Genomic DNA, 22736 nt, shown 5'->3' with positions numbered 1-22736 from the left:
TGCCCCCCGTGGCGCTGCCGGACCACCTGGCCGAGGTGGCCCGCGAGTACGCCGACGGCACCCGGACGGCCGCCGAGCCCCGCGATGCGGCGACCGTCGTCCTGCAACGGCCCGGTGTCGACGGAGCGCCCGAGGTCTACCTCCTGCGCCGCCAGGTCACCATGGACTTCGCCGGGGGCATGTGCGTGTTCCCGGGCGGCGGGGTCGATCCCCGCGACTACGACCACGAGGTCGCCTGGGCCGGTCCGACGCCGGCCGAGTGGGCGGCCCGGCTCGGCACCACCGAGGACGTCGCCCGCGCACTCGTCTGCGCCGCCGTGCGCGAGACCTTCGAGGAGTCGGGGGTGCTGCTCGCCGGCACCTCGGTCGACGACGTCGTCGCGGACACGACGGCCGAGGACTGGGAGACCGACCGGGTCGCACTCGAGTCGCGTGAGCTCGCGCTGACCGACTTCCTCGACCGCCGCGGCCTCGTGCTGCGCACCGACCTGCTCGGCATCTGGAGCGGCTGGCTGACACCGGTCTTCGAGCCGAAGCGCTACCGGACCTGGTTCTTCGTGGCCCGTTTGCCCGAGGGCCAGATCACCCGCGACGTGTCGACCGAGTCCTCCGAGGTCGTCTGGCTCCGGGCGATCGACGCTGCGGACCAGGCCGACCTCGGCGACCTCGCGATGCTCCCGCCGACGTACCTCACCTGCCTCGAGATCGGCACCATCGGTGACGTCGACGCCGTCCTCGACGCTGCTGCGGACCGGACCGTGGACATGTTCACGCCCGAGGTCGAGCCGCTCGGCGACGGCTTCACGCTGTCGATGCCGGAGGGCCTGCGGCCCCTGGTGGCGGCCCGGAGGTCCTGATGACCACCGCGTGGCACGGCGGGGCGTACGGCGCTCGCGGCCGCTGCGTGCTCGCGCCCAACCCCGGGATCATGACGCTCGACGGGACGAACACCTGGATCCTGCGGGAGCCCGGGTCGGGTCGCTCGATCGTGGTGGATCCCGGTCCCCTGCACGACGACCACCTCGATGCCGTGGCTGCCGTTGCCGGTGAGGTCGACCAGGTCGTGGTCACCCATCACCACCACGACCACACCGAGGCGGCGACGTCCTTCGCGGAGCGGATGGGCTGCGGCGTGCGCGGCCTCGATCCCGCACAGTGCTGGCGCGCGGACCCGTTGACCGACGGTGAGCTGCTGTCCGTGGGCGGCCTCGAGGTCGAGGTGGTCGCGACGCCGGGCCACACGACGGACTCGGTGTCCTTCCTCGTCGAGGCAGACCGGGCCCTGCTCACGGGCGACATGGTGCTCGGTCGCGGGACGACCGTCATCGTCCACCCCGACGGCGAGCTCGGCTCCTACTTCGACTCGATCGCACGGATGCGCTCCCTGGTCACCGAGGGCCGCGCACAGACCCTGTGGCCGGCGCACGGCCCGGTCCTCGAGGACGGCGCCGCCGTCCTCGACCACTACGTCGTGCACCGTCGCGAGCGCCTCGCCCAGGTGGAGGCCGCGCTCGGCCGGCTGGGTCTGACGCCGACGCAGCTGCGCCCCGACGTCGCGGAGGACCCCGAGCTGGCACGCAAGGTGGTCGAGGTCGTGTACGCCGACGTCGACGAGTCGTTGTGGGGTGCGGCCGAGTGGTCGGTGCGCGCCCAGCTCGCCTACCTCGCCGTCCGCTGATCCGAGGGTTGTCTTTTCTGGTAAAGACTGTGCCGTTCTCCAGATTTTTGGCGAGGGTTCTGGTCCAGTGGACGGATGCTCCCCCCCATCCGAAAATTCCGTACCTCGACCGCCCTGGCGGCGGCAGCCTTCGTGCTGCTCGGCGCCCTGACTCCCAGCACCGCACTCGCTGACGACGCCGGAACCGGCGCGCCCGTCGAGTCCACGCCGGCTCCCGAGCCGGAGCCCGCCCCCGAGCCGGCTCCCGAGCCGGAGCCCGCCCCCGCCCCGGAGCCGGAGCCGGCCCCCGCGCCCGAGCCCGCCCCGGCCGAGGACGAGTCGGCCCCGCAGGAGCAGGAAGCCGCTCCCGAGGAGGACGACGCCGAGGCCCCCGTCGAGGACGAGGTGGCCCCGCCGACTGAGCCCGGTCGCCCCGACGGCCCGCAGACTGCTGCCGGCCCGGTCGTCGTGTCCGGCAACTCCACGATCGTCGAGGAGGCCACCAGCGCCGCCGGCGCCGACGTGCCGATCGAGTTCTCCATCAGTGGAGGCTGGAGCGACGCCCCGGTCGTCGTGGGCGCCTGCGCGATCAGCGACGTGTACGTCGACTCGGTCTTCCAGTTCGGTGAGCTGGACTTCGTCGGCTACACCCTCGGCACGTCCCTCTCGGTCACCGAGGAGCTGCCGGTCGGGTCCTACTTCGGAGCCTGCCTCTGGGCGCCGTTCTCCCTGGCGAACATCTTCAGCTTCAAGTTCCACCGCTTCACCATCGAGGTCACCGACCCGCTGCCCGTCGTGACGGTCCCCGCTGACATCACCGAGGTCGCCGTCGACGCCTCCGGCGCGCCGGCCACCTTCGCGGTCAGCGGCACCGACGTCATCGACGGCGTGCTGCCGGTGTCGTGCACCAAGCCGGGCGACGTCGCCGTGGCCTCCGGGGACGTCTTCCCCATCGGCACCACGACCGTGACCTGCGAGGTCGAGAACTCCCGCGACGTCGTTGCGAGTGACAGCTTCGACGTCACCGTCACCGCGCCGTTGCCCACCGTGGTCGCGCCTGCTGACATCGTGCTCGAAGCCACCGGCCCCACGGGTGCTCCGGTCGACTTCGTCGCGACGGGTTCTGACTTCGTCGGCACCCCGCTGCTGCCGGTCTGCCGCCTGTGGGACGGCGAGCTCGGCGCGCCCGTGACCTCGGGTTCGACCCTGCCGCTGGGTGAGCACGAGCTCCGTTGCGAGGTCGTCGACAGCTGGGACGGCGCGGCCACCGACACCTTCCTGGTCTCGGTCGTCGACACCACCGGACCGATCCTGGACCTGCCCGACGACATCGTCGTCGACGCGACCGACACCGACGGTGCCGCCGTCGAGTTCGAGGCCACGGCGTTCGACCTGGTTGCCGGACCCGTTCCGGTGACCTGCTCGCCGGCATCGGGGAGCACCTTCCCGATCGGCGTCACCGAGGTCACCTGCAGCGCAACGGACGAGATCATCGTCCTGCGTGGACTGCGGGCCGCGGTCAGCACCGACTCGTTCACCGTCACGGTGAACGAGCTGAGTGAGGTCGGCGGCGAGGACGAGGGCGCCGGCGGCCAGGGCGGGGACAGCGTTCCCGAGGCCCTGCCGGACACCGGTGCGCCGTCCCTGATGGCTCCGTTCCTGCTCGCCAGCCTCCTGCTGGCGGCTGGCGCAGCGCTGGTGCTGCGGCGTCGCGCCTGACCCCACCAGGTTCCACGCAGTGGCACTGCACTCGCTCTGAGCGAGGGCCGCAGGGACATGACCTCGGAGGTCATGTCCCTGCGGTGCTTCCATCGCTAGTTTGGCCAACGTGAACACGACCGCCGGAGTCCTGATCCGCGAGTGGCGACAGCGCCGCCACCTCTCCCAGCTCGAGCTGGCCGGCCGCGCCGACGTCTCGACGCGGCACCTGAGCTGGATCGAGACAGGTCGCTCCCGGCCCACCAGCACCATGGTGATGCGCCTGTGCGACCACCTGGAGGTGCCGCTGCGGGAGCAGAACCAGCTGCTGCTCGCCGCGGGCCACGCCCCGGCGCATCCCGAGCACCAGTTGAGCGATCCGCCGATGGCCGAGGCGAACGCCGCCCTGGAGACCATCCTGCGCGGGCACCATCCCTACCCGGCCCTCGTCGTGGACCGCCACTGGGACCTGGTCGCCGCCAATGACGCCGCCTACGCCTTCATGGCGGGCATCGACGAGGACCTGCTGGAGCCCCCGATCAACGTCATCCGGCTCTCGGTCCACCCGCGCGCCCTGGCTCCGCGGATCCTCAACCTGGCCGAATGGCGGGCCCATCTCGCCGAACGCCTTCGTCGCGAGCACGACGCGACCGGCGACGAGGCGACCCGCGCGCTCCTCGCGGAGGTCGTCGGCGACGGTGTCGAGCCGGTGCAGTCCGCTGCGCTCGTGGTGCCGCTGCAGCTGCGGATGCCCGACGGCGCGGTCCTGTCCTGCATCACGACGACCACGGTGTTCGGCACGCCCCGGGAGGTCACCCTCTCCGAGCTCGCCATCGAGGCGTTCTACCCCGCCGACGACGCCACCCGGGCCTACCTCCAGGCAGCAGCGGGCCCCGACGCAACGACGGGTGCGCCGGCCACCGCGTGAGCGGTGACGGACGCACCCGTCGTCGGGTGGTGCGTGGGATCAGCGGGCGCGGCGGCCCATCCGCTCCATGTCGAGGATCACGACCGAGCGGGGCTCCAGGCGCAGCCAGCCACGCGACGCGAAGTCGGCCAGTGCCTTGTTGACCGTCTCGCGGGAGGCGCCGACCAGCTGGGCGAGCTCCTCCTGGGTGAGGTCGTGGTGCACGTGGACGCCGTCGTCGGCGGTGCGGCCGAACCGCTCGGCGAGGTCGAGCAGCGCCTTGGCCACGCGTCCGGGGACGTCGGAGAACACCAGGTCGGCGACCACGTCGTTGGCCTTGCGGAGCCGACCGGCCAGCTGGGTCAGCAGACCGCGGGCCACCATCGGGCGTCCCTCGAGCCAGCGCAGCAGGTCCTCGTGCGAAAGCGACGCGAACTCGGCGTCGGTCACGGCAGTGACGGTCGCCGAGCGCGGGCCCGGGTCGAACAGGGAGAGCTCGCCGAACATCTGTCCGGGGCCCATGATCGCCAAGAGGTTCTCGCGGCCGTCCGAGGAGGTGCGGCCGAGCTTCACCTTGCCCTCGAGGACGACGTACAGCTTGTCGCCGCTGTCGCCCTCGTGGAACAGCACCTCACCGCGGCGCAGCCGCGTGGTGGCCAGCGACGTGCGCAGCGCTGCCATGGCCTCGTCGTCGAGGGCACTGAACAGTGGCGCCTGACGGAGTACGTCGTTGTCCACGCTTCCTCCAAGTCGGTTGTTGCATCAGCGTCGCGACCGCCCCCGGGACGGGATTGGAGGACACGACACGCTCGGCAGGCATCCTAGCCAGTGGGTGATCTCACACCTAACGCAACGCGCGGCCGTGGACTGTCGATGCTCCCCCGTAGGCTGACCCCGTGCGGGAGATCAGGCAGACCATCGAGGTCGACGAGGAGACCCCGACGCAGTTGGTCAGGCGGGCCCGCAAGATCAATCGGGTGCTCGCCGAGACCTATCCGGACGCCAAGGCCGAGCTCGACTTCGACGACGCGTTCCAGTGCCTGGTCGTGACCGTGCTGTCCGCGCAGACCACCGACAAGCGGGTCAACCTGGTGCGTCCGACGCTGTTCGCGGCCTATCCCGACCCGCCGTCGATGGCGGCGGCCGATCGCGCCCACCTCGAGCAGATCGTGGGGCCGCTCGGCTTCTTCCGGGCCAAGACCGAGTCGCTGCTGAAGCTGAGCGCCGCTCTCGTCGAGCGCTACGACGGCCAGGTGCCCGGTCGCCTCGAGGACCTCGTCACGCTGCCCGGCGTGGGCCGCAAGACGGCCAACGTCGTGCTCGGCAACGCCTTCGACCTGCCCGGCATCACCGTCGACACCCACTTCGGCCGCCTCGTGCGCCGAATGGGCTGGACCGAGGAGACCGACCCGGTCAAGGTCGAGCACGCCATCGGGGCGCTGTTCCCCCGGCAGGACTGGACGATGCTCTCCCACCACGTGATCTGGCACGGCCGCCGGCGCTGCCACGCCAAGAAGCCCGCGTGCGGCGCCTGTCCGGTCGCGCGCTGGTGCCCGTCGTACGGCACCGGTCCGACGGACGCCGTCGAGGCCGAGAAGCTGGTGCGGACCGAGGGACCCAACTGATGCGCGGAGTGCGGGCCGCCGGCCTCGCTGCGATCACCGTCCTGCTCACCTCGTGCGATGCGACGGCGCCCGCGCTGTCCTGCAAGGTCGAGGTCGACACCCCCGATCTCGTCCGGGACCGGGAAGCGGCCGGGATCGCCGACTGCACCGACCTCCCGCTGGTCGACGCCTCCGCAGAGCTCCCCGACATCTCGCTGCACTGTCTCGGCAGCACCGAGTCGATGTCGCTGTCCCAGGTGCAGGGACCGGCCGTCATCAACTTCTGGTCGACGACCTGTGGGCCGTGCCGGGAGGAGATGCCGGTCCTGCAGCAGTTCCACGAGCAGTACGCCAAGCAGGTGAGCCTGATCGGCGTGAACTTCCAGGACACCTACCCCGGCGCAGCGATCGACTTCGCGCGGCTGAAGGGTGTCACCTATCCCTCGGCTGCTGACGCCTGCGGTGCGTTGCAGGGCAGCGACCTCGTCATCACCGGGTTGCCCGTCTTCGTGTTCGTCAAGGCCGATGGGTCGGTCGAGCAGAAGCCCGGAGGGATCGACTCGCTGGAGGAGATCGTGACGATGTCCGAGGAGCTCCTCGACCTCGACCTGCCCGCTCCAGGGGAGGCGTCGTGAACGACCTGTCCCCGGGGTTGTCGGACCACCTGCCCGACGGCCTGCCCGACTGGCTCGTGCCCGTCGTCGACGGCGCCCGCTCGATCAGTGGGCACGACCTGACCGCCTTCCTGCCGCCCAAGGGCCGGCCGGTGCGCCGCGGCGCCGTCCTCATGCTGTTCGGCGACCACGACGTCCTGCTGACCGAGCGCGCCCACGACATGCGCTCCCACCCCGGCCAGGTCTCCTTCCCGGGCGGATCGATCGACCCGGGGGAGACCCCGGTCGAGGCGGCCCTGCGGGAGGCGGAGGAGGAGATCGGCGTCGATCCCGCCGGGGTCGAGGTCATCGGCACGCTGCCCGAGCTGTGGTTGCCGCCGTCCAACTTCGCGGTGACGCCGGTGCTGGGCTGGTGGCGTGACCCGGGTCCGATCCGGGTCGCCTCGCCCGACGAGGTGCACGCCATCCACCGGGTCACCCTCGAGGAGCTCTTCGCCGCGGAGCACCGCGTCCAGGTGCGCCATCCGGGTGGCTGGAACGGCCCCGGCTTCCTGATCGGCCCGGACAAGGACGTGATCCTGTGGGGCTTCACCGGGGGGATCCTGACCCGATTCTTCGACTTCCTCGGGTGGCTCCCACCAGTGGAGGACCCGCCGGTGCATGATCTCCCCGACTACATGCTCGCCGAGTACGTCCAGCGGACCGCCCGCACGGACCGGCAGGCGGGGGACGACGGCATGGATCTCCTGGAACCCAACGAGGCGGCAGCGTCCGGGCGTGACGCGTGAACGTCCTCGACTGGCTGCTCGTCCTCCTCGTGCTGGCCTACGCCCTCTCGGGCTACTGGCAGGGGTTCGTCACCGGGGCCTTCGCGACGATCGGGCTGCTCCTCGGCGGGCTCGGCGGCATCTTCCTCGCGCCGGTGCTGCTGGGCAGCCTCGACCCGTCGCTCGCGGTCTCCCTGGGCGCCCTCTTCGTCGTCATCCTGTGCGCGTCCCTGGGCCAGGCCCTGCTGCAGTACGCCGGCGCGCGGGTCCGTGAGCGCATCACCTGGCAGCCCGCAAGGGCCCTCGACGCCATCGGTGGCGCCCTGCTGAGCGCGCTCGCCGTCCTGCTCGTCGCGTGGGCACTGGGTGTGGCGATCAGCGGCACGCGGATCGGCTCGGTCACCTCCCTCGTGCGCAGCTCGGCCGTCCTCGCCAAGGTCAACGACGCGCTGCCCTCCTCGGCGCCGAACGCGCTCCAGGCCTTCAACAACGTCGTCGGCACGGGGTTCTTCCCGCGTTACCTCGAGCCCTTCGCGCCCGAGCAGATCGTCGAGGTCGAGCCCGGCCCGTCCGAGCTCCCGAAGTCCGCCGCGATCCGCAAGGTGCGTCCGAGCGTGGTCAAGATCCGCGGGGCCAACCAGTGCGGCCGTGGGGTCGAGGGCACCGGCTTCGTCTTCGCCGAGGACCGCGTGATGACCAACGCCCACGTGGTGGCAGGCGTCGACGACCCCGAGGTCAGCATCGGTGGCGGAACCGAGCTCGCGCGGGTCGTGCTCTACGACCGTGAGCTCGACATCGCCGTCCTCGCCCTGGACACCGGTGACGTCCCCGTCCTGGCCTTCGACAAGGAGTCGGGAGCAGAGGATCCGGTCGCCATCGTCGGCTACCCGCAGGACGGTCCGTTCGACGTGCAGACCGGCCGCATCCGCGCCATGCAGAACCTGCGCTCACCGGACATCTACGGCTCCGGCACCGTCGTACGCGAGGTCTTCTCCCTGCGCGGCCTGGTCCGACCCGGCAACTCCGGCGGACCGATCATCACCCCGCAGGGCAAGGTCGCCGGCGTCGTGTTCGCCGCCTCGGTCACCGACCCGGAGACCGGCTACGCGTTGACCGCCAAGCAGGTCGGCGACAGCGCCCGCCGGGGCACCGCCGCCGGCACCGACGGCTCCGAGGTCGACACCGGCGACTGCGCTGCGTAGCACTGCAGGGGGATTCGGACACCCGCCGCGGACCGCCGCCGCGGCCGCACCCCCGGTGCGCGATAGTGGTCCCATGACCGGGTCCTCCGCGATGTACCCCGCCTTTCCCGCTCCCAGTGACAGGGCCGTGGCCCTGTTCGAGGAGATGAAGGACTTCCTCGCCACCGAGGTGTTCCCTGCCGAGGAGTCCTACGCCAGGTTCCGACAGGAGCGCGGCCACGACGACCACTCGGTCCCACCGGTCGTCGAGGAGCTCAAGGTCAAGGCCCGTGAGCGCGGCCTGTGGAACCTCTTCCTGCCGCACGACTCCGGGCTCACCCAGCTGGAGTACGCCCCGATCGCCGAGCTCACCGGCTGGAGCCTCGAGATCGCCCCGGAGGCCACCAACTGCGCCGCCCCCGACACCGGCAACATGGAGCTGCTCCACCTGGTCGGCACCGAGGCGCAGCAGGCGGAGTGGCTGGAGCCCCTCCTGGAGGGCCGGATCCGGTCCGCGTTCGCGATGACGGAGCCCGCCGTGGCCTCCTCCGACGCGACCAACATCGAGACCCGCATCGAGCGCGACGGCGACGAGTACGTCATCAACGGCCGCAAGTGGTGGATCACCGGTGCTGCCGACCCGCGCTGCAAGGTCCTGATCGTGATGGGCAAGACCGATCCCACGGCGGCGACCCACCGCCAGCAGTCGATGGTGATCGTCCCGGCCGACACTCCAGGCGTCGAGATCAAGCGGTCCTACCCGGTCTTCGGCCACCAGGACCAGCACGGTCACTGCGTCATCGAGTTCACCGACGTCCGGATCCCGCTCGCCAACCTGCTCGGCGAGGAGGGCGGCGGCTTCGCAGCAGCCCAGGCGCGACTCGGCCCGGGGCGCATCCACCACGTCATGCGCGCGCTGGGTGCGGGGGAGCGGGCGCTGGCGATGATGGTCGAGCGGGCCAAGACGCGCACCGCCTTCGGTGGCCTGCTCGCCGAGCAGTCGGCCGTGAGGGAGAAGATCGCGGAGTCGCGCATCGAGCTGGAGCAGGCGCGCGCGCTGTGCCACCGGGCGGCGTACACGGTCGACGCCGAGGGCAACAAGGCCGCCCGGCACCTCATCGCGGCCGCCAAGGTCGCCGTACCGCGGGCCGTCCTGTCCGTGATCGACCGGTCCATCCAGCTCCACGGCGCCGCCGGTGTCAGCGACGCGACGCCGCTCGCGGCGCTGTACGGCTGGCACCGTGCGATGCGGCTCTTCGACGGGCCTGACGAGGCGCACCTGACCACGCTGGGCCGCGCCGAGCTGACCCGCGACCCGCTCTTCGAGCTGCCCCCGTCCCTGCACGACCAGTTCCGCTGACCCGTTCGACCCGAAGGATCCACATGTCTGAGCAGTTCGTCCGCTACGAGTACGACGCCGGGGTCGCCCGGATCACCTTGGCCAACGGCGACCGGGGCAACCCGGTGCACCACGAGTCCGTCGCGCAGCTGCACACCGCCGTACGCGCCGCGCACCGTGACGCCGCCCGGGTGATCGTGCTCGCGGCCGAGGGCCGCTTCTTCTCGGTGGGAGGCGACCTCGGCGGCTTCGCAGGCGCCGACGACGTCCAGGTCTTCATCGACGACCTCGCGGAGTCGCTGCACCGGGTCGTCAGCGAGCTGATGCGCTCCGAGGCGATCGTGGTCAGCGTCGTCCAGGGCACGGCGGCCGGCGCGGGCTTCCCGCTCGCCGCTGTCGCCGACATCGTGATCGCCGTGGACTCGGCCAAGTTCAGCCTCGCCTACACGAAGGTCGGTCTGTCGCCGGACGGTGGAAGCTCGCTGCTCGTGCACACGCTCGGCCTGCACCGGGCGCTTCGCCTGGCGATCCTGGGTGACCTGCTCACCGCCCAGGAGGCCCTCGCTGCTGGTCTGGTCGCCCGGGTCGTGCCCGCCGACGAGCTCGCAGCAACCGTCGACCAGGTCGTCGCGACGCTGTCCTCCGGCTCGGCCACGGCCAACGCCGCCGCGAAGCGCCTGCTCCGCGACGTGGTGGCCCCGGCCCCGGAGACCGCGCTGCGCAAGGAGTCGCTCTCCATCCGCGAGCTCGCGGGATCGCCCGACGGTCGCGAGGGTGTGGCGGCGTTCGTGGAGAAGCGTGCCGCGAGCTTCGGCGCCTGAACACATCGGATCCCTACTGCGGCGCCCTCCGTCGAGCGCTAGTTTGCGGGGGTGACCCGCGCTGCTGCATCGATGCTCCTTGCCCTCCTGCTCCTCACCCTCGGTCTGACCGGGTGCGGTGACGACTCCGACGGCGGGGGTGGATCGGCCGACGACAGCAGCGCGTCGCCGACGCCGGACGACGCGGACGACTCGGGTGACTCGGGTGACTCGGACGACTCGGGTGACTCGGACGGCGACGACGCACCCGCCGTACCTCCGGTCTTCACCGACGGCCCCGGCGACGCCACGCTGACCTTCAGCGGCGGCGAGGAGCAGCTCGGGTCCGGCGAGTTCGACCAGTCCGAGCTGACGGTCTCCGTCGGCCAGACCGTCGAGTTCGTCGCCGGTGACGGCGGCACCTATGCCGTCGAGGTCGGTGGGCTCGACGGCGTCACCATCAGCGGTGGGCTCAAGGAGTACTACCGCTTCGACGCCGCCGGCCGGTACTCCGTCGAGGAGGACATCTCCGGCGCGACCGCCACGATCATCGTCCAGTAGCCGCTGCTCAGGCGTCGGCGGTGTGGCGCACCGGACACCCGGCGACGCCCGGCGTCGGGAGCGTCCCGAGCGCGCCCAGCGCGTAGCCGTGCGGATAGCTCTTGACCCGCGGCAGGTCGGCGATGAAGGTGGGCCGCCGTGGTGACGGGGTGTGGCGCAGTGCCCGCGCCCGCAGGCGCATGGCGAGCAGGCTCGCCCGTCGTACGACGGCCGGCGGCTCGACGTAGGCGAAGGCGTCCAGGAGCGGCTTGTCCATCAGGGCACGGCTGAACAGTGCGACCGGCTTGCGCAGCACGCGCGGGTAGAACGTCGTCATCAGCGCGAGCGTGGAGTCGGCGACCTGGCGCCCGCCCGCGTCGAAGTCGAAGTGGGCGCGCTCGTAGTCGTCCATCAGGTGCATGAACTCGTCGTAGGTCTCCGGGATGTCCTTGATGGCCATGCGGCGACCGAGCGCCCGGTAGTAGTTCACGGTGGCGCGCAGCTCGTTGTCGGTGAGCTGCCGCCAGCCGTGGTCGTCGAGCCAGCGCTTGGGGACCACGACGAAGGTGGCCAGCACGTAGAGGAAGTCCTCGTTGCTGATGTCGTAGGCCCGGTGCATCTGGTTGATCCGGCGGATCGCGGTCTTCCCGGCGTCGCTGTCGAGGCCGTGGACGAAGGGCGCCTCGAGCAGGAGCGCGGTGTCGTCGTACCTCTTCTGCACCTGGCCGGTGAAGGCGCCCGTCTCGTACAACAGGCGGCCGATGCTCGGGACGGCGTAGGTACGGAACAACGCGAAGCTCAGCGACTGGGTGAAGTCCCAGGTGAACTCGTAGAGCGCGAGGTTCTGGTAGATCTCGACGTAGTCGGTCTCGGGATCGAGCGCGTCGTTGCGGTCCCGCCAGAGCGTCTTGGCCATGACGTGAGCCTAGATCCGTCCGAGGACCGGCGAAAGATGAAGGATCCTCGCTTTTGTCTCACTTCCTGCGGGCCAAGTTTTCTAGAACGCGTTCCAGTTCGCGGTTAGAGTGCGCTCGTGGCCGCCCCTGACGTCTTCAGTCCTGTCCAGCTCGGTCCCGTGCGCCTGCGCAACCGCACGGTGAAGGCGGCCACCTTCGAGGGGCGCACGCCCCATGGCGAGGTCACCGACGAGCTGATCGCCTACCACCGCGCGCCCGCCGAAGGGGGTGTCGGCCTGACCACCGTCGCCTACCTCGCGGTCGCGCCGGAGGGCCGTACCCATGCCGAGCAGATGGTCGTGAGTGAGCGCACCCTGCCGGGTCTGACCCGCCTGGTCGAGGAGATCCACGCGACCGGCGCCGGCATCGCGGGCCAGGTCGGCCATGCGGGACCGGTGGCCAACGGCCGCTCGAACGGCGTCCGCGCCCTGTCGGCGAGCTCGATGCCGAGCCCGCTGTCGATGCAGATGATCGGTGCGGCCAGCGAGAAGGACCTGACCCGGGTCACCCGTGCGTACGTCGATGCGGCCCGCCTCCTCGTCCGGGCCGGCTTCGACGTCCTCGAGCTGCACATGGCCCACTCCTACCTGATCTCCTCCTTCCTCGCGCCCGGGCTCAATCGCCGCCGGGACCGCTGGGGCGGCCCCCTCGAGCGGCGTGCCCGCCTCGCGCGACAGGTCGCCCGCGTCGTACGCGAAGAGGTCGGCGACGCCGTCGCGCTGAGTGCCAAGGTCTCCGTCTCGGACGGCTTCCCGGGAGGGGTCACGACCGAGACCGGCCTGGCGTTCGCGCAGCTGCTGGAGGCCGACGGCCACCTCGACGCCCTGCAGATGTCGGGCGGGTCCTCGCTGATGAACCCGATGTACCTGTTCCGCGGGGGAGCGCCGGTTGCGGAGTTCGCCGAGACGATGCCCACCGTCGTGAAGTGGGGCATGCGGACGCCCTTCGGCAAGGGCTTCATGAAGGAGTACGCCTTCGAGGAGGCCTACTTCAACCAGAAGGCGCTCACCTTCCGTTCGGGTCTCGCCATGCCGCTGATGCTGCTCGGCGGGATCAACCGCCTCGAGACCATGCAACAGGCGATGGCCGACGGGTTCGACTTCGTGGTGATGGGACGCGCCCTCCTCCGCGAGCCGGACCTGGTCAACCGCCTGCAGGCCGGCTCGGCCTCTGGCGGCATCTGCATCCACTGCAACCGGTGCATGCCGACGATCTACTCCGGTACACGGTGTCCGGAGTGGGCTGCGTGGCAGTTTCACCGCCTAAGCGGTGAAACTGCCTCTGGGCGCATGAAACTCCGTGTGCCCAGAGGCAGTTCTGTGTGCCCAGTTCGGCAGTTTCACCACCTAGGCGGTGAAACTGCCGAACCCCCTTCCGCAAAACTAGAACTCGTTCTAGTCTGTGCCCCATGTCACAGGTCATCCCCGAGAAGCCGCTCCGCGTCGTCGTCTGGTCCACCGGCACGATCGGTCGGCACGCGATCGCCGGCGTCGACGCCCACCCCGACCTCGAGCTGGTCGGTGTGTGGACCTCCACCCCCGAGAAGCACGGGAAGGACGCGGGCGAGCTCGCCGAGCTGGGCCGCGAGCTCGGCGTGAAGGCGACGACCGACCGCGACGAGCTCATCGCGCTGCGCCCCGACTGCATCGTGCACGGCGCGATGACCGACGACCGGGTGTTCGAGTCGATCGAGGACCTGACCGGGTTCATCCGCGACGGCGTCAACGTCGTCTCCTCGGGGCCGGTCATCCTGCTGCACCGCGACGGCACCCTGCCGCCGGAGATGATCGAGAAGATCGACGAGGCCGGGCGCGAGGGCAACGCCAGCCTGCACGTCAACGGCATCGACCCGGGTTTCGCCAACGACGTCCTGCCGCTGGTGATGACGAGCCTGAGCCAGCGCATCGACCACATCAAGGTCAGCGAGATCGCCGACTACTCGACCTACTACCAGCCGGTCGTCATGCGCGACCTGTTCGGCTTCGGGCAGCCGCTGGACGCGAAGCCGCTGCTCTGGGAGCCCGGCATCCTCACCACCGCCTGGGGCCCGGTCGTCCGGGTGATCGCCGCGGGCCTCGGGGTCACCCTCGACGAGCCGCTCGTCGAGGAGGTCACCCGCCGCCCCGCGCCGCGCACGGTGAGCACCGTGTCGCTCGACGTGGAGGAGGGGACGATGGGCTCGGTGCTGTTCCGCGTGATCGGCACCGTCGACGGCGTGCCGCGGGTCACCCTCGAGCACGTCACCCGCACCGACGCGGAGGCCGAGCCCGAGTGGCCGCGCCCGAACGAGGGCGACGGCTGCTACCGGATCGAGGTCACCGGCGAGCCGTGCATGAAGGTCGAGTTCACCCACCACGGCGAGCACGGCGACCACAACGTCTCCGGCATGATCATCACCGCCCAGCGCCTGATCAACGCCGTCCCGGCGGTCGTCGCCGCACAGCCGGGCCTGCGCTCGGCCCTCGACATCGGCCTGGTCACCGGCCGTGGCCTGGTCGCCGGCACGAAGGCGCAGCGATGAGCATCCTGGACCGCTTCACCCTCACCGACCACGTCGCCGTCGTCACCGGCGCGGGCCGGGGAATCGGCGCCGCCACGGCCGTCGCGCTGGCGGAGGCCGGCGCCGACGTGCTGATCTCCTCGCGCACCCCGGACCAGCTGGCGGAGGTCGCGAAGCGGATCGAGGCCGTCGGTCGCCGCGCCGTCGTCGTACCCGCCAACCTCGCGCACACCGACGAGGTCGCCGGGCTGGCCCAGGCGGCCTACGACGCCTTCGGTCGCCTCGACATCGTGGTCAACAACGTCGGCGGCACGATCCCGAACGCCTTCCTGGACACCGACGTGGCCTACCTCGAGGAGTCCTTCCACTTCAACGTCGCGACCGCGCACGCGCTGAGCCGCGCGGCCGTCCCGTTGATGCTCGCCTCGGCGGGGGAGGGCCGGCAGAAGTCGATCACCTCGATCAGCTCGATGATGGGGCGTACGGCGGCCCGCGGCTACCTCGCGTACGGCGTCGCCAAGGCCGCGCTCGCACACTGGACCCGGCTCGCGGCGACCGACCTGTCGCCCGGCATCCGCGTCAACGGCGTGTACGTCGGCTCGGTGATGACCAGCGCCCTGGAGTTCGTCGCGGGCGTGCCGGCGATGAAGGAGCAGATGGAGCAGGCGACCCCCCTCGGGCGGATCGGCGAGGCCGAGGACATCGCCGCGGCGGTGGTCTACCTGTCCTCGCGCGCCGGCAAGTTCGTCACCGGAAAGCTCCTCGAGGTCGACGGCGGGATCCAGCAGCCGAACCTCGACCTGGGACTCCCCGACCTCCAGCCGGAATTGAACGCTCGTTAAGGTCGACCCATGAGTACAGGCGGTGTAGCCACGGGTCATGCCATCTCCCCGGACTCGGGTGAGCACTGGGCCAACGAGGGCGCCTGGCAGGTGGCGGACGGGATCCACCGGATCCCGCTGCCCCTTCCGATGGACGCGCTCAAGGCGATCAATGTCTACGTCCTGGCCTCCGACGACGGGCTGACCCTCATCGACGGCGGCTGGTCGATCCCGATCGCCCGCGACCTGCTCGACAAGAGCCTGCGCTCGATCGGCTCGGGCTTCGGCGACATCAAGCGCTTCCTGGTGACTCACGTCCACCGCGACCACTTCACGCTCGCAACCGTCCTGGGCCACGAGTACGGCGCCGAGGTGGTCCTGGGAGCCGAGGAGAAGCCCGCCCTCGAGCTGCTCCACCGCGCGTCCCAGGCCCAGATCGGCGAGAGCCCGTTCCTCGCGGTCCTGCGCACCGCAGGTGCCGCGGAGATCGCGGACATGTGGCAGGCCGGCCACGACGGCGAGCTGCCCAGCGCCGCGGACTGGGCCTTCCCGGACGTCTGGCTCGACGGCGACCGGTCCTTCGACCTCGGCCGACGCACCCTCGACGCCGTGCACACGCCGGGTCACACGCCCGGCCACTACGTCTACGCCGACCAGGGCGAGGGCGTGCTGTTCTCCGGTGACCACGTGCTGCCGACGATCACTCCCTCGATCGGCTTCACCGTGCCCGCGACCGAGCAGCCGCTCGGTGAGTTCATGGCCTCGCTCGCCCGGGTCCGGCAGCTGCCCGACCTGCGGATCCTGCCGGCCCACGGTCCGGTCGCCCCGTCGACGTACACCCGTGTCGACGAGCTGCTCGCCCACCACGAGACCCGGCTCGAGCAGTGCCTGACCTCCTTGACCGCGCGTGGCTCGGTGACCTCGCTCGTCGTGGCTCGCGACCTCGGCTGGACCCGGCACGAGCACCCGTTCGCCGACCTCGACGTGTTCAGCCAGGGCATGGCCGCGATGGAGACCAAGGCCCACATGGACCTGCTCGTCGCGCGGGGACAGGCCGCCAGCGTCGACCACGCGGACGGGGTCACCTACACCGCCACCTGAGCGCGGCCTAGACTCCTCAGGTCAGACAGGGGAGCCCTTCACGGGCTGAGAGTGCGGATCGCCGCAGACCCTCCGAACCTGATCCGGTTAGCACCGGCGAAGGGAGTCACCACGTGCGTGCGCGCGTTCTCACCACCATCACAGGTCTCACTGCGGCCACCCTCCTCGCGAGCGGCTGTTCGCTGCTCAGCAGCGAGGACGACGGCTCCGACGGAGTCGGCGGTGCCGCTGACACGAAGGTCACCCTGGTGACCCACGAGTCCTTCGCGATTCCCGACGAGCTCGTCGCGGAGTTCGAGAAGGACACCGGCTTCGAGCTGACGATCAGCAAGCTGGCCGACGCCGGGACGCTGACCAACCAGCTGGTGCTGACCAGGTCGAAGCCCGTCGGCGACGTGGTCTTCGGCGTCGACAACACCTTCGCGACGCGCGCCGTCGACGAGGACGTGCTCGAGGCCTACGCGCCGGAGCTCCCCTCGGGCGCCGAGGAGTTCGAGCTGCCCGGCGACGACGAGGACGCGCTGACGCCGATCGACACCGGCAGCGTCTGCGTCAACGTCGACACGGCCTGGTTCCGCAAGCAGGGCATTCCCGAGCCGCAGGACCTGGGCGACCTCACCGACCCGGCCTACAAGGACCTGTTCGTGGTCCCCGCGGCGAGCACGAGCTCGCCCGGCCTGGCCTTCCTGACCGCGACCATCAGCCGGTACGGCGACGACTGGACCGGCTACTGGGAGGACCTCGTGGCCAACGGCGCCAAGGTCGTCAAGGGCTGGACCGAGGCCTACTTCGAGGACTTCACGTTCTCCGGCGGTGACCGTCCGATCGTCGTGTCCTACGACTCCTCGCCCGCGTTCACGCTGAACAAGGCCGGCACCCGCTCCACGACCCGGGCCCTGCTCGACGGCTGCTTCGAGCAGGTCGAGTACGCCGGCGTGCTGGCCGGCGAGGACACCAACGTCGAGGGTGCCCACGCCGTGATCGACTGGCTGCTGTCGCCCGAGGTCCAGGCCGCACTGCCCCCGTCGATGTACGTGTTCCCGGTCGCCGACGGTGTCGAGCTCCCGGCCGACTGGGCGAAGTTCACCGAGCGCCCGGCGGAGACGGAGAACCTCGCTCCGGCCCGGATCGCTGAGGAGCGGCAGGGCTGGATCGAGGAGTGGAACGAGATCATCTCCCGATGAGCTCGACACGATGAGCTCGACACGATGAGCTCGGGACGATGACCGTGGGCGGCCGGACCGGCGCGCGGCTGGGCCTCCTGGCCCTCGCCGCCGTCCCGGTCGCGGTCGTCGGGGTCTTCTTCGTGCTGCCCGTCGGCGCGATGCTGCACCGGGGCCTGTGGCCCGACGGCGACTTCGACCCGGGTGCGGTCCTCGACGTGCTGGCCCGCCCGCGCACGGGTCGGGTGCTGTGGTTCACCGTGTGGACCAGCACGGTCGCCACCGTCATCGCCGTCACGCTCGGCCTGCCTGCGGCCTACGTGCTGCACCGGCTGCGCTTCCCGGGCCGGGCGCTGGTGCGTGCGGCATTGCTCGTCCCGTTCGTGCTGCCGACCGTCGTGGTCGGGCTCGCGGTGCGGGAGCTGATCGCGCCGTCGGGGATCCTCGGCTCCCTGGACCTCGACGGCACCCCCGTCGCGATCCTCATCGGACTCGTCTTCTTCAACGTCGCCGTCGTCATCCGCACCGTCGGCGTGGCCTGGGAGTCCCTGGACCGTCGCCCGGGCGAGGCGGCCGCGGCCCTCGGTGCCTCGCCGTGGCAGGTCTTCCGGACCGTCACCTTCCCCGCCCTGCGGCCCGCGGTGGTCTCCGCCGCCAGCGTGGTGTTCCTGTTCTGCGCGACCGCGTTCGGCGTCGTACTCGTCCTCGGTGGGGTGCGCTACTCCTCCGTCGAGACAGAGATCTACCTGCTCACCGCGGAGCTGCTGGACCTGCCGGCCGCAGCGGCGCTCTCCCTCGTGCAGATGGCGGCGGTCGTCCTGCTGCTGGTGGTCGTGGGGCGGTTGCGGGCCGTGGCGGACCCGACGGTACGTCGTGAGGTGGCTGCGCCGGTCCGTCCACGCTGGCGTGACCTGCCCGCCATCGCGGTCACCGTCGCGACGCTGGTCGCCGTGGCACTGCCCGTGCTCGCGCTCGTCGTCGGCTCGCTGCGTCGCGACGGCAGCTGGACCCTGGAGCACTACCGCGCACTCGAGGGAACTGCTGACGGGCTCTTCCAGATCTCGGTCAGCGACGCGCTCCTGGCGTCGTTGCGGATCGCCGTCGACGCGACCTGGATGGCCCTGCTCCTGGGGCTGATCGTCTCCTTCGTGGTCACCCGACGGACCCACTCGCGTGCGGGACGGCGCTCGCGGGCAGTCCTGGACGGCTTCTTCATGCTCCCGCTCGGCGTCTCGGCGGTGACCCTCGGCTTCGGGTTCCTCATCGCGCTCGACGAGCCGCCGCTGGACCTGCGCTCGAGCCCGCTGCTGGTGCCGATCGCCCAGGCGCTGGTCGCGCTCCCGCTCGTGGTCCGCACCCTGGTCCCGGTGCTCGCCGGCGTCGACGACCGCCAGCGCCAGGCCGCGGCGTCACTCGGTGCCGGTCCGCTGCGCACGCTGGCCACCGTGGACCTCGCAGTCGTCTGGCGCCCGTTGCTGGCGGCGGGCGGCTTCGCGTTCGCCGTGTCGCTGGGGGAGTTCGGCGCGACGTCCTTCATCGTCCGCCCGGCCGAGCCGACGCTGCCGGTCGTGATCTATCGCCTGCTCGGACATCCGGGCGCCCTCAACTACGGCACTGCGCTGGCCGCGTCGGTCGTCCTGGCGGTCGTGACCGCGACCGTGATCCTCGTCGTCGAACGGCTGCGTGTGCCGGGAACTGGAGCCTGGTGATGCTCGATCTCGCCGACCTGACCATCACCTTCGACGGGGCACCCGCGGTGCGGGGTGTCGACCTGCGGGTCGCCGACGGTGACGTCCTCGCCGTGCTCGGCCCGTCGGGCTGCGGCAAGTCGACCCTGCTGCGCGCGGTCGCGGGCCTGGAGCCGATCGCCGAGGGCAGCGTCTCGTGGGACGGCGAGGACCTCGCCGCGACGCCCACCCACCGACGCGGCTTCGCCCTGATGTTCCAGGACGGCCAGCTCTTCGACCACCTGAGCGTGGCCCGCAACGTCGGCTACGCGCAGCGTCTGCGCGGTCTGGGGCGCCGAGCGGTGCGCGCCGAGGTCGAGGACCTGCTGGAGCTCGTCGGCCTCGCCGGCCACGCCGATCGGCTGCCCCGCACCCTGTCCGGTGGCGAGCGGCAACGCGTCGCGCTCGCCCGGTCGCTGGCGGCGCGGCCCCGCCTCCTGCTGCTCGACGAGCCGCTGAGCGCGCTGGACACCGAGCTCCGCAGCCGGCTGGCCGCCGACCTGCGCCGCATCCTCACCGAGGCCGGCACCACGGCCTTCCTGGTCACCCACGACCAGGGCGAGGCGTACGCCGTCGCCGACCGCGTCGCGCTGATGCGTGCGGGCCGGATCGTGCAGGAGGGTCCGGTCGCCGAGGTGTGGGCGGATCCGGTCGATTCCGAGGCCGCCGCCTTCCTCGGGGACTCCCGCAGCTTCGTCGGCGAGGCCGCCGCACGCATCCTCGCGGCCGCCGGGTTGCCGCCCGACCCGGGTGCCAGCGTCGTCGTACGGCCTGCCTCGGGCGGGACCTTGGACCACACGCCCTAGACTGCGCGGGTGTACCGCCGCGCCTATACCCTCCTCATCGGCACGGCCGCGATCATGCTGGGCCTCGCGGTGTTCACCGCCGTCAAGCTCGACCGCCGGCTGCTCGACCCGGAGGGGAGCTTCCTCGGGCCGTCCTACATCCGGCTCCCGCTGCTCCTGATCGGTGCGCTGCTGCTCGATCTGCTGCCGTTGACGCTGTGGCGCGCGCGGGGCCGTCCGAGCCGGGTCCTGCCGGTCGTGCGGCAGCGGTTGAAGACCCACTGGACCAAGGAGCGCGCCACGCTCGTGGGCCTGGGCGTGATCAGCTTCTACCTCACCTACGTGAGCTACCGGAACCTCAAGTCGTTCCTGCCGTTCGTGCGTTCGGACCCGAACGCCGCCCCCGGCGAGGTCAAGGCCCTGTCGTACGACCGTGAGCTGCACCTGATGGACAAGGTGATGTTCTTCGGGCACGACCCCAGCGACGTCCTGCACGGCGTCTTCGGCAAGACGGTCACCGCCGAGGTGCTGTCCCCGATCTACCTGATGTTCCTGCCGCTCGTGCCGCTCGGCGTGACGGCGTGGCTGGTGTGGTCGCGCAACATGTCCTTCGGCTACTGGTTCGTGACGGCGCAGTGCCTGGCCTGGTCGCTCGGCACGCTCTCCTACTACCTGCTGCCGACCCTCGGGCCCGGCATCTGGAACCCGTCGGAGTACTACGGCGTCGGTGGTCTCGCGCACACCGGGACGACCGACCTGATGGACGGGATCGTCAGAGCCAGGGGCAACGTCCTGTACGGCGGGGCGACCGAGTCGGTCAACTCCATCGCCGGCTTCGCCAGCCTCCACACCGCGATCACGCTGCTGTTCGCCCTGATGGTGCAGTACACCCTGCGCTCGCTGCTCCTGAAGTGGATCTTCTGGGTCAACTTCGGGCTGACCATCCTGGCGACGCTGTACTTCGGCTGGCACTACGTCGCCGACGACCTGGCGGGTGTGGCCATCGCGGTCGTGTCCTTCTACGTCGGTGGCATCGCCAGCGGCCAGAAGTTCGATCGACTCGGTCATTCGCACCCGACCACCACCACCTCGAAGGTGCCCGTCGAAGCGGAGTGACTCGTCCGCCCCTTTGTGCTCTGCCTGCGGTAGTCCCGGGTCAAAAGCACCCTCCGTACGGCGTGTCGCGGTGCTTTTGGCCCGGGACTACCGTCGACCGGATCGAATGACAACGATGTAGTTCGTCAAGCCGACACGCCGGGAACTGGTGAGAAAGTTGGGATTCCTGTTCCCAGTGTGACGAAATCGCACTACGGTGGCGCGAGTGCGCTCACCAACTCTCGGGACCGGTCTGCTCGCGCTCGTGCTGATGGCGGGTGCGATGGCGCCGGCCGTCGCGGATCCCGATCCGGGCAAGCCCACCGTCGGCGAGGTGCGTGAGGCCCGCGAGCGAGTGGCCGTGGCGACCTCCGACGTCGACCTCGTCCAGGAGAAACTGGCGGCCGCGAACGCCGAGCTGGAAGCAGCGTCGGTCCGCGCCGCCAAGGCCTCCGAGGTCTGGAACGGCGCCCGCTGGGCCGTCGCCGAGACCCGGACCGCCGAGCGCACCGCCCTGGCGGCGTCCGTGACTGCCGACCGGGCGCTCGAGGTGCAGCGCTCCGACTACCGCGACGCCGTCATCACCGCCCACAACGCAGGCCTCGACCTCGCCTCGCTCAACGCCGTGGTGTCCTCCGACGGATTGACCTCGATGGTGGCGAACAGCGCCGCGACCGAGCGGGTCCGCGACCTGTTCGAGCTGCGCGGCGAGGAGTACGACGCCGCGGCGGAGGTGGCCCGGGCTGCGGCCGACGCGGCCGCCGCCGCGAGCGCGGACGCCGAGCAGGCGCTGGCCACGGCCCGCACCGCGCGGGACACCGCTCGGGCCGAGGCGAAGGCCGCCACGGCGACCGCGTCGCGGATCACGCGGCGCAAGAAGGCGCTCGTGCACGAGGTCGCCCGGCTCGAGGGCATCAGCGTCCGGGTCGCCCAACGCCGCCAGGACGCGCTCGAGGCGGCGCAGGCCGCCGAGCCGGCTGCTCCGGCCACCGAGCCGGTGCGAGGCAGCGACCCCGCTCCGGACCCGACACCCGACCCGACCCCTGACCCGACCCCCGACCCGACGCCGACCCCCGAGCCGGACGACGCTCCCGCGCCCGCGCCGGCCGAGGGAGCGCAGGCAGCGATCGCCTACGCCCGCGCCCAGCTGGGCGAGCCCTACCGCTGGGGCGCCGCAGGACCGTCGTCGTGGGACTGCTCCGGGCTCACCGCCACGGCATGGGCCGCAGGCGGCAGGTCACTGCCGCACTACTCCGTCGCCCAGTACGACGTCTCCACACCGATCCGGGCCTCGCAGCTCCGGCCGGGGGACCTGGTCTTCTGGGGCGACGGCGGCAGCCCGTCCTCGATCTACCACGTGGCGCTCTACACCGGGAACGGCCGGATCATCCATGCCCCTCGCACCGGGCGACCGGTGACCGAGGAGTCCATCGGCTACTGGCGGACGCCGGACTTCTACGCGCGCCCCTGAGCCGACACCT

General features: G+C 71.2%; 21 protein-coding genes, 1 pseudogene and 1 riboswitch. Of the genes and pseudogenes, 20 read left to right on the top strand and 2 right to left on the bottom strand.

Annotation, left to right across the window (positions count from 1 at the left end; translation table 11 throughout):
• The first annotated feature begins 8 nt into the window (after positions 1-8).
• The 4 genes from ASE01_RS02320 to ASE01_RS02305 all read left to right on the top strand — a co-directional run bounded on the left by ASE01_RS02320 (position 9) and on the right by ASE01_RS02305 (position 4283).
• Positions 9-857, top strand: coding sequence for an NUDIX hydrolase (locus tag ASE01_RS02320; RefSeq protein ID WP_056748382.1), 849 nt, complete (start codon positions 9-11; stop codon positions 855-857).
• Positions 857-1678: an MBL fold metallo-hydrolase gene (locus ASE01_RS02315; RefSeq protein WP_056748381.1), complete on the top strand. Its 822-nt coding sequence runs from the start codon at positions 857-859 to the stop codon at positions 1676-1678. Before ASE01_RS02320 ends, ASE01_RS02315 begins: the two co-directional genes overlap by 1 nt.
• A 75-nt stretch (positions 1679-1753) precedes the next feature.
• Entirely contained in the window at positions 1754-3376 is a 1623-nt protein-coding gene (locus tag ASE01_RS02310) for an HYR domain-containing protein (RefSeq protein WP_157537044.1), read from the top strand.
• A 109-nt stretch (positions 3377-3485) separates the two neighbouring features.
• Complete coding sequence (locus ASE01_RS02305) at positions 3486-4283, top strand: helix-turn-helix domain-containing protein (protein WP_235535832.1); 798 nt, start codon at positions 3486-3488, stop codon at positions 4281-4283.
• A gap of 39 nt (positions 4284-4322) precedes the next feature.
• Here ASE01_RS02305 and ASE01_RS02300 read toward each other — a convergent pair whose 3' ends face one another.
• On the bottom strand, positions 4323-4943 hold the full coding sequence (locus ASE01_RS02300; RefSeq protein WP_200958745.1) for a Crp/Fnr family transcriptional regulator: 621 nt from the start codon (positions 4941-4943) through the stop codon (positions 4323-4325).
• A 215-nt stretch (positions 4944-5158) separates the two neighbouring features.
• Here ASE01_RS02300 and nth point away from each other — a divergent pair, with 215 nt between their 5' ends.
• From nth to ASE01_RS02265, 7 genes are all read left to right on the top strand, one after another.
• Positions 5159-5887: an endonuclease III gene (gene nth / locus ASE01_RS02295; RefSeq protein ID WP_056748377.1), complete on the top strand. Its 729-nt coding sequence runs from the start codon at positions 5159-5161 to the stop codon at positions 5885-5887.
• Positions 5887-6501, top strand: a complete 615-nt coding sequence (locus ASE01_RS02290) for a TlpA family protein disulfide reductase (protein WP_056748376.1) — start codon at positions 5887-5889, stop codon at positions 6499-6501. The genes nth and ASE01_RS02290 overlap by 1 nt, the downstream gene beginning before the upstream one ends.
• Positions 6498-7268 (top strand): NUDIX hydrolase, encoded by a 771-nt coding sequence (locus ASE01_RS02285; RefSeq protein ID WP_235535831.1) that lies wholly within the window; start codon positions 6498-6500, stop codon positions 7266-7268. The genes ASE01_RS02290 and ASE01_RS02285 overlap by 4 nt, the downstream gene beginning before the upstream one ends.
• Positions 7265-8449: a MarP family serine protease gene (locus ASE01_RS02280; RefSeq protein ID WP_056748375.1), complete on the top strand. Its 1185-nt coding sequence runs from the start codon at positions 7265-7267 to the stop codon at positions 8447-8449. Before ASE01_RS02285 ends, ASE01_RS02280 begins: the two co-directional genes overlap by 4 nt.
• A gap of 73 nt (positions 8450-8522) precedes the next feature.
• Positions 8523-9788: an acyl-CoA dehydrogenase family protein gene (locus tag ASE01_RS02275; protein WP_082605729.1), complete on the top strand. Its 1266-nt coding sequence runs from the start codon at positions 8523-8525 to the stop codon at positions 9786-9788.
• 23 nt (positions 9789-9811) lie between these two features.
• Positions 9812-10588, top strand: a complete 777-nt coding sequence (locus ASE01_RS02270) for an enoyl-CoA hydratase/isomerase family protein (RefSeq protein WP_056748373.1) — start codon at positions 9812-9814, stop codon at positions 10586-10588.
• Between the two features lie 51 nt (positions 10589-10639).
• Positions 10640-11128, top strand: coding sequence for a hypothetical protein (locus ASE01_RS02265; protein ID WP_056748371.1), 489 nt, complete (start codon positions 10640-10642; stop codon positions 11126-11128).
• Between the two features lie 7 nt (positions 11129-11135).
• On the opposite strand, the gene ASE01_RS02260 is transcribed toward ASE01_RS02265, so the two are convergent.
• The gene (locus ASE01_RS02260; RefSeq protein WP_056748369.1) at positions 11136-12023 is read right to left on the bottom strand and encodes an oxygenase MpaB family protein; all 888 of its coding nucleotides are present in this window, start codon (positions 12021-12023) and stop codon (positions 11136-11138) included.
• Positions 12024-12140: 117 nt separating this feature from the next.
• Here ASE01_RS02260 and ASE01_RS02255 point away from each other — a divergent pair.
• From ASE01_RS02255 to ASE01_RS02215, 9 genes and pseudogenes are all read left to right on the top strand, one after another.
• Positions 12141-12842, top strand: a pseudogene (locus tag ASE01_RS02255) (NADH:flavin oxidoreductase); the annotation flags it as partial.
• A gap of 629 nt (positions 12843-13471) precedes the next feature.
• On the top strand, positions 13472-14584 hold the full coding sequence (locus tag ASE01_RS02250; protein WP_056748367.1) for a diacylglycerol kinase: 1113 nt from the start codon (positions 13472-13474) through the stop codon (positions 14582-14584).
• Positions 14581-15405 (top strand): SDR family oxidoreductase, encoded by an 825-nt coding sequence (locus tag ASE01_RS02245; protein WP_056748366.1) that lies wholly within the window; start codon positions 14581-14583, stop codon positions 15403-15405. The genes ASE01_RS02250 and ASE01_RS02245 overlap by 4 nt, the downstream gene beginning before the upstream one ends.
• A 9-nt stretch (positions 15406-15414) precedes the next feature.
• A complete protein-coding gene (locus ASE01_RS02240) occupies positions 15415-16485 on the top strand; it encodes an MBL fold metallo-hydrolase (RefSeq protein ID WP_056748364.1) in 1071 nt (356 codons plus the stop codon).
• A gap of 17 nt (positions 16486-16502) precedes the next feature.
• Positions 16503-16607, top strand: a riboswitch (TPP riboswitch).
• On the top strand, positions 16599-17669 hold the full coding sequence (locus ASE01_RS02235) for a thiamine ABC transporter substrate binding subunit (protein WP_056748362.1): 1071 nt from the start codon (positions 16599-16601) through the stop codon (positions 17667-17669). It overlaps the preceding riboswitch by 9 nt.
• Before the next feature lie 38 nt (positions 17670-17707).
• The gene (locus ASE01_RS02230; protein ID WP_056748361.1) at positions 17708-19357 is read left to right on the top strand and encodes an ABC transporter permease; all 1650 of its coding nucleotides are present in this window, start codon (positions 17708-17710) and stop codon (positions 19355-19357) included.
• Complete coding sequence (locus tag ASE01_RS02225; RefSeq protein ID WP_056748359.1) at positions 19357-20181, top strand: ABC transporter ATP-binding protein; 825 nt, start codon at positions 19357-19359, stop codon at positions 20179-20181. The genes ASE01_RS02230 and ASE01_RS02225 overlap by 1 nt, the downstream gene beginning before the upstream one ends.
• A 9-nt stretch (positions 20182-20190) precedes the next feature.
• Positions 20191-21276 carry a phosphatase PAP2 family protein gene (locus ASE01_RS02220; RefSeq protein ID WP_056748357.1) on the top strand — a complete coding sequence of 362 codons (1086 nt, stop codon included), beginning with the start codon at positions 20191-20193 and terminating at the stop codon, positions 21274-21276.
• A 205-nt stretch (positions 21277-21481) separates the two neighbouring features.
• The gene (locus tag ASE01_RS02215) at positions 21482-22726 is read left to right on the top strand and encodes a C40 family peptidase (RefSeq protein ID WP_056748355.1); all 1245 of its coding nucleotides are present in this window, start codon (positions 21482-21484) and stop codon (positions 22724-22726) included.
• Positions 22727-22736 lie beyond the last annotated feature (10 nt).

Source organism: Nocardioides sp. Root190 (genome assembly GCF_001428565.1).
Classification (GTDB): Bacteria; Actinomycetota; Actinomycetes; order Propionibacteriales; family Nocardioidaceae; genus Nocardioides.
Note: the sequence above shows the minus strand (reverse complement) of the source record. Positions and strands in the feature narration are given on the sequence as shown.

Coding starts and splice junctions, on each gene's coding strand:
- ASE01_RS02240 (WP_056748364.1), top strand. CDS start 15,415: ATGAGTACAGGCGGTGTAGCCACGGGTCATGCCATCTCCCCGGACTCG.
- ASE01_RS02270 (WP_056748373.1), top strand. CDS start 9,812: ATGTCTGAGCAGTTCGTCCGCTACGAGTACGACGCCGGGGTCGCCCGG.
- ASE01_RS02260 (WP_056748369.1), bottom strand. CDS start 12,023: ATGGCCAAGACGCTCTGGCGGGACCGCAACGACGCGCTCGATCCCGAG.
- ASE01_RS02245 (WP_056748366.1), top strand. CDS start 14,581: ATGAGCATCCTGGACCGCTTCACCCTCACCGACCACGTCGCCGTCGTC.
- ASE01_RS02315 (WP_056748381.1), top strand. CDS start 857: ATGACCACCGCGTGGCACGGCGGGGCGTACGGCGCTCGCGGCCGCTGC.
- ASE01_RS02310 (WP_157537044.1), top strand. CDS start 1,754: ATGCTCCCCCCCATCCGAAAATTCCGTACCTCGACCGCCCTGGCGGCG.
- ASE01_RS02300 (WP_200958745.1), bottom strand. CDS start 4,943: ATGGCAGCGCTGCGCACGTCGCTGGCCACCACGCGGCTGCGCCGCGGT.
- ASE01_RS02290 (WP_056748376.1), top strand. CDS start 5,887: ATGCGCGGAGTGCGGGCCGCCGGCCTCGCTGCGATCACCGTCCTGCTC.
- ASE01_RS02225 (WP_056748359.1), top strand. CDS start 19,357: ATGCTCGATCTCGCCGACCTGACCATCACCTTCGACGGGGCACCCGCG.
- ASE01_RS02250 (WP_056748367.1), top strand. CDS start 13,472: ATGTCACAGGTCATCCCCGAGAAGCCGCTCCGCGTCGTCGTCTGGTCC.
- ASE01_RS02275 (WP_082605729.1), top strand. CDS start 8,523: ATGACCGGGTCCTCCGCGATGTACCCCGCCTTTCCCGCTCCCAGTGAC.
- ASE01_RS02230 (WP_056748361.1), top strand. CDS start 17,708: ATGACCGTGGGCGGCCGGACCGGCGCGCGGCTGGGCCTCCTGGCCCTC.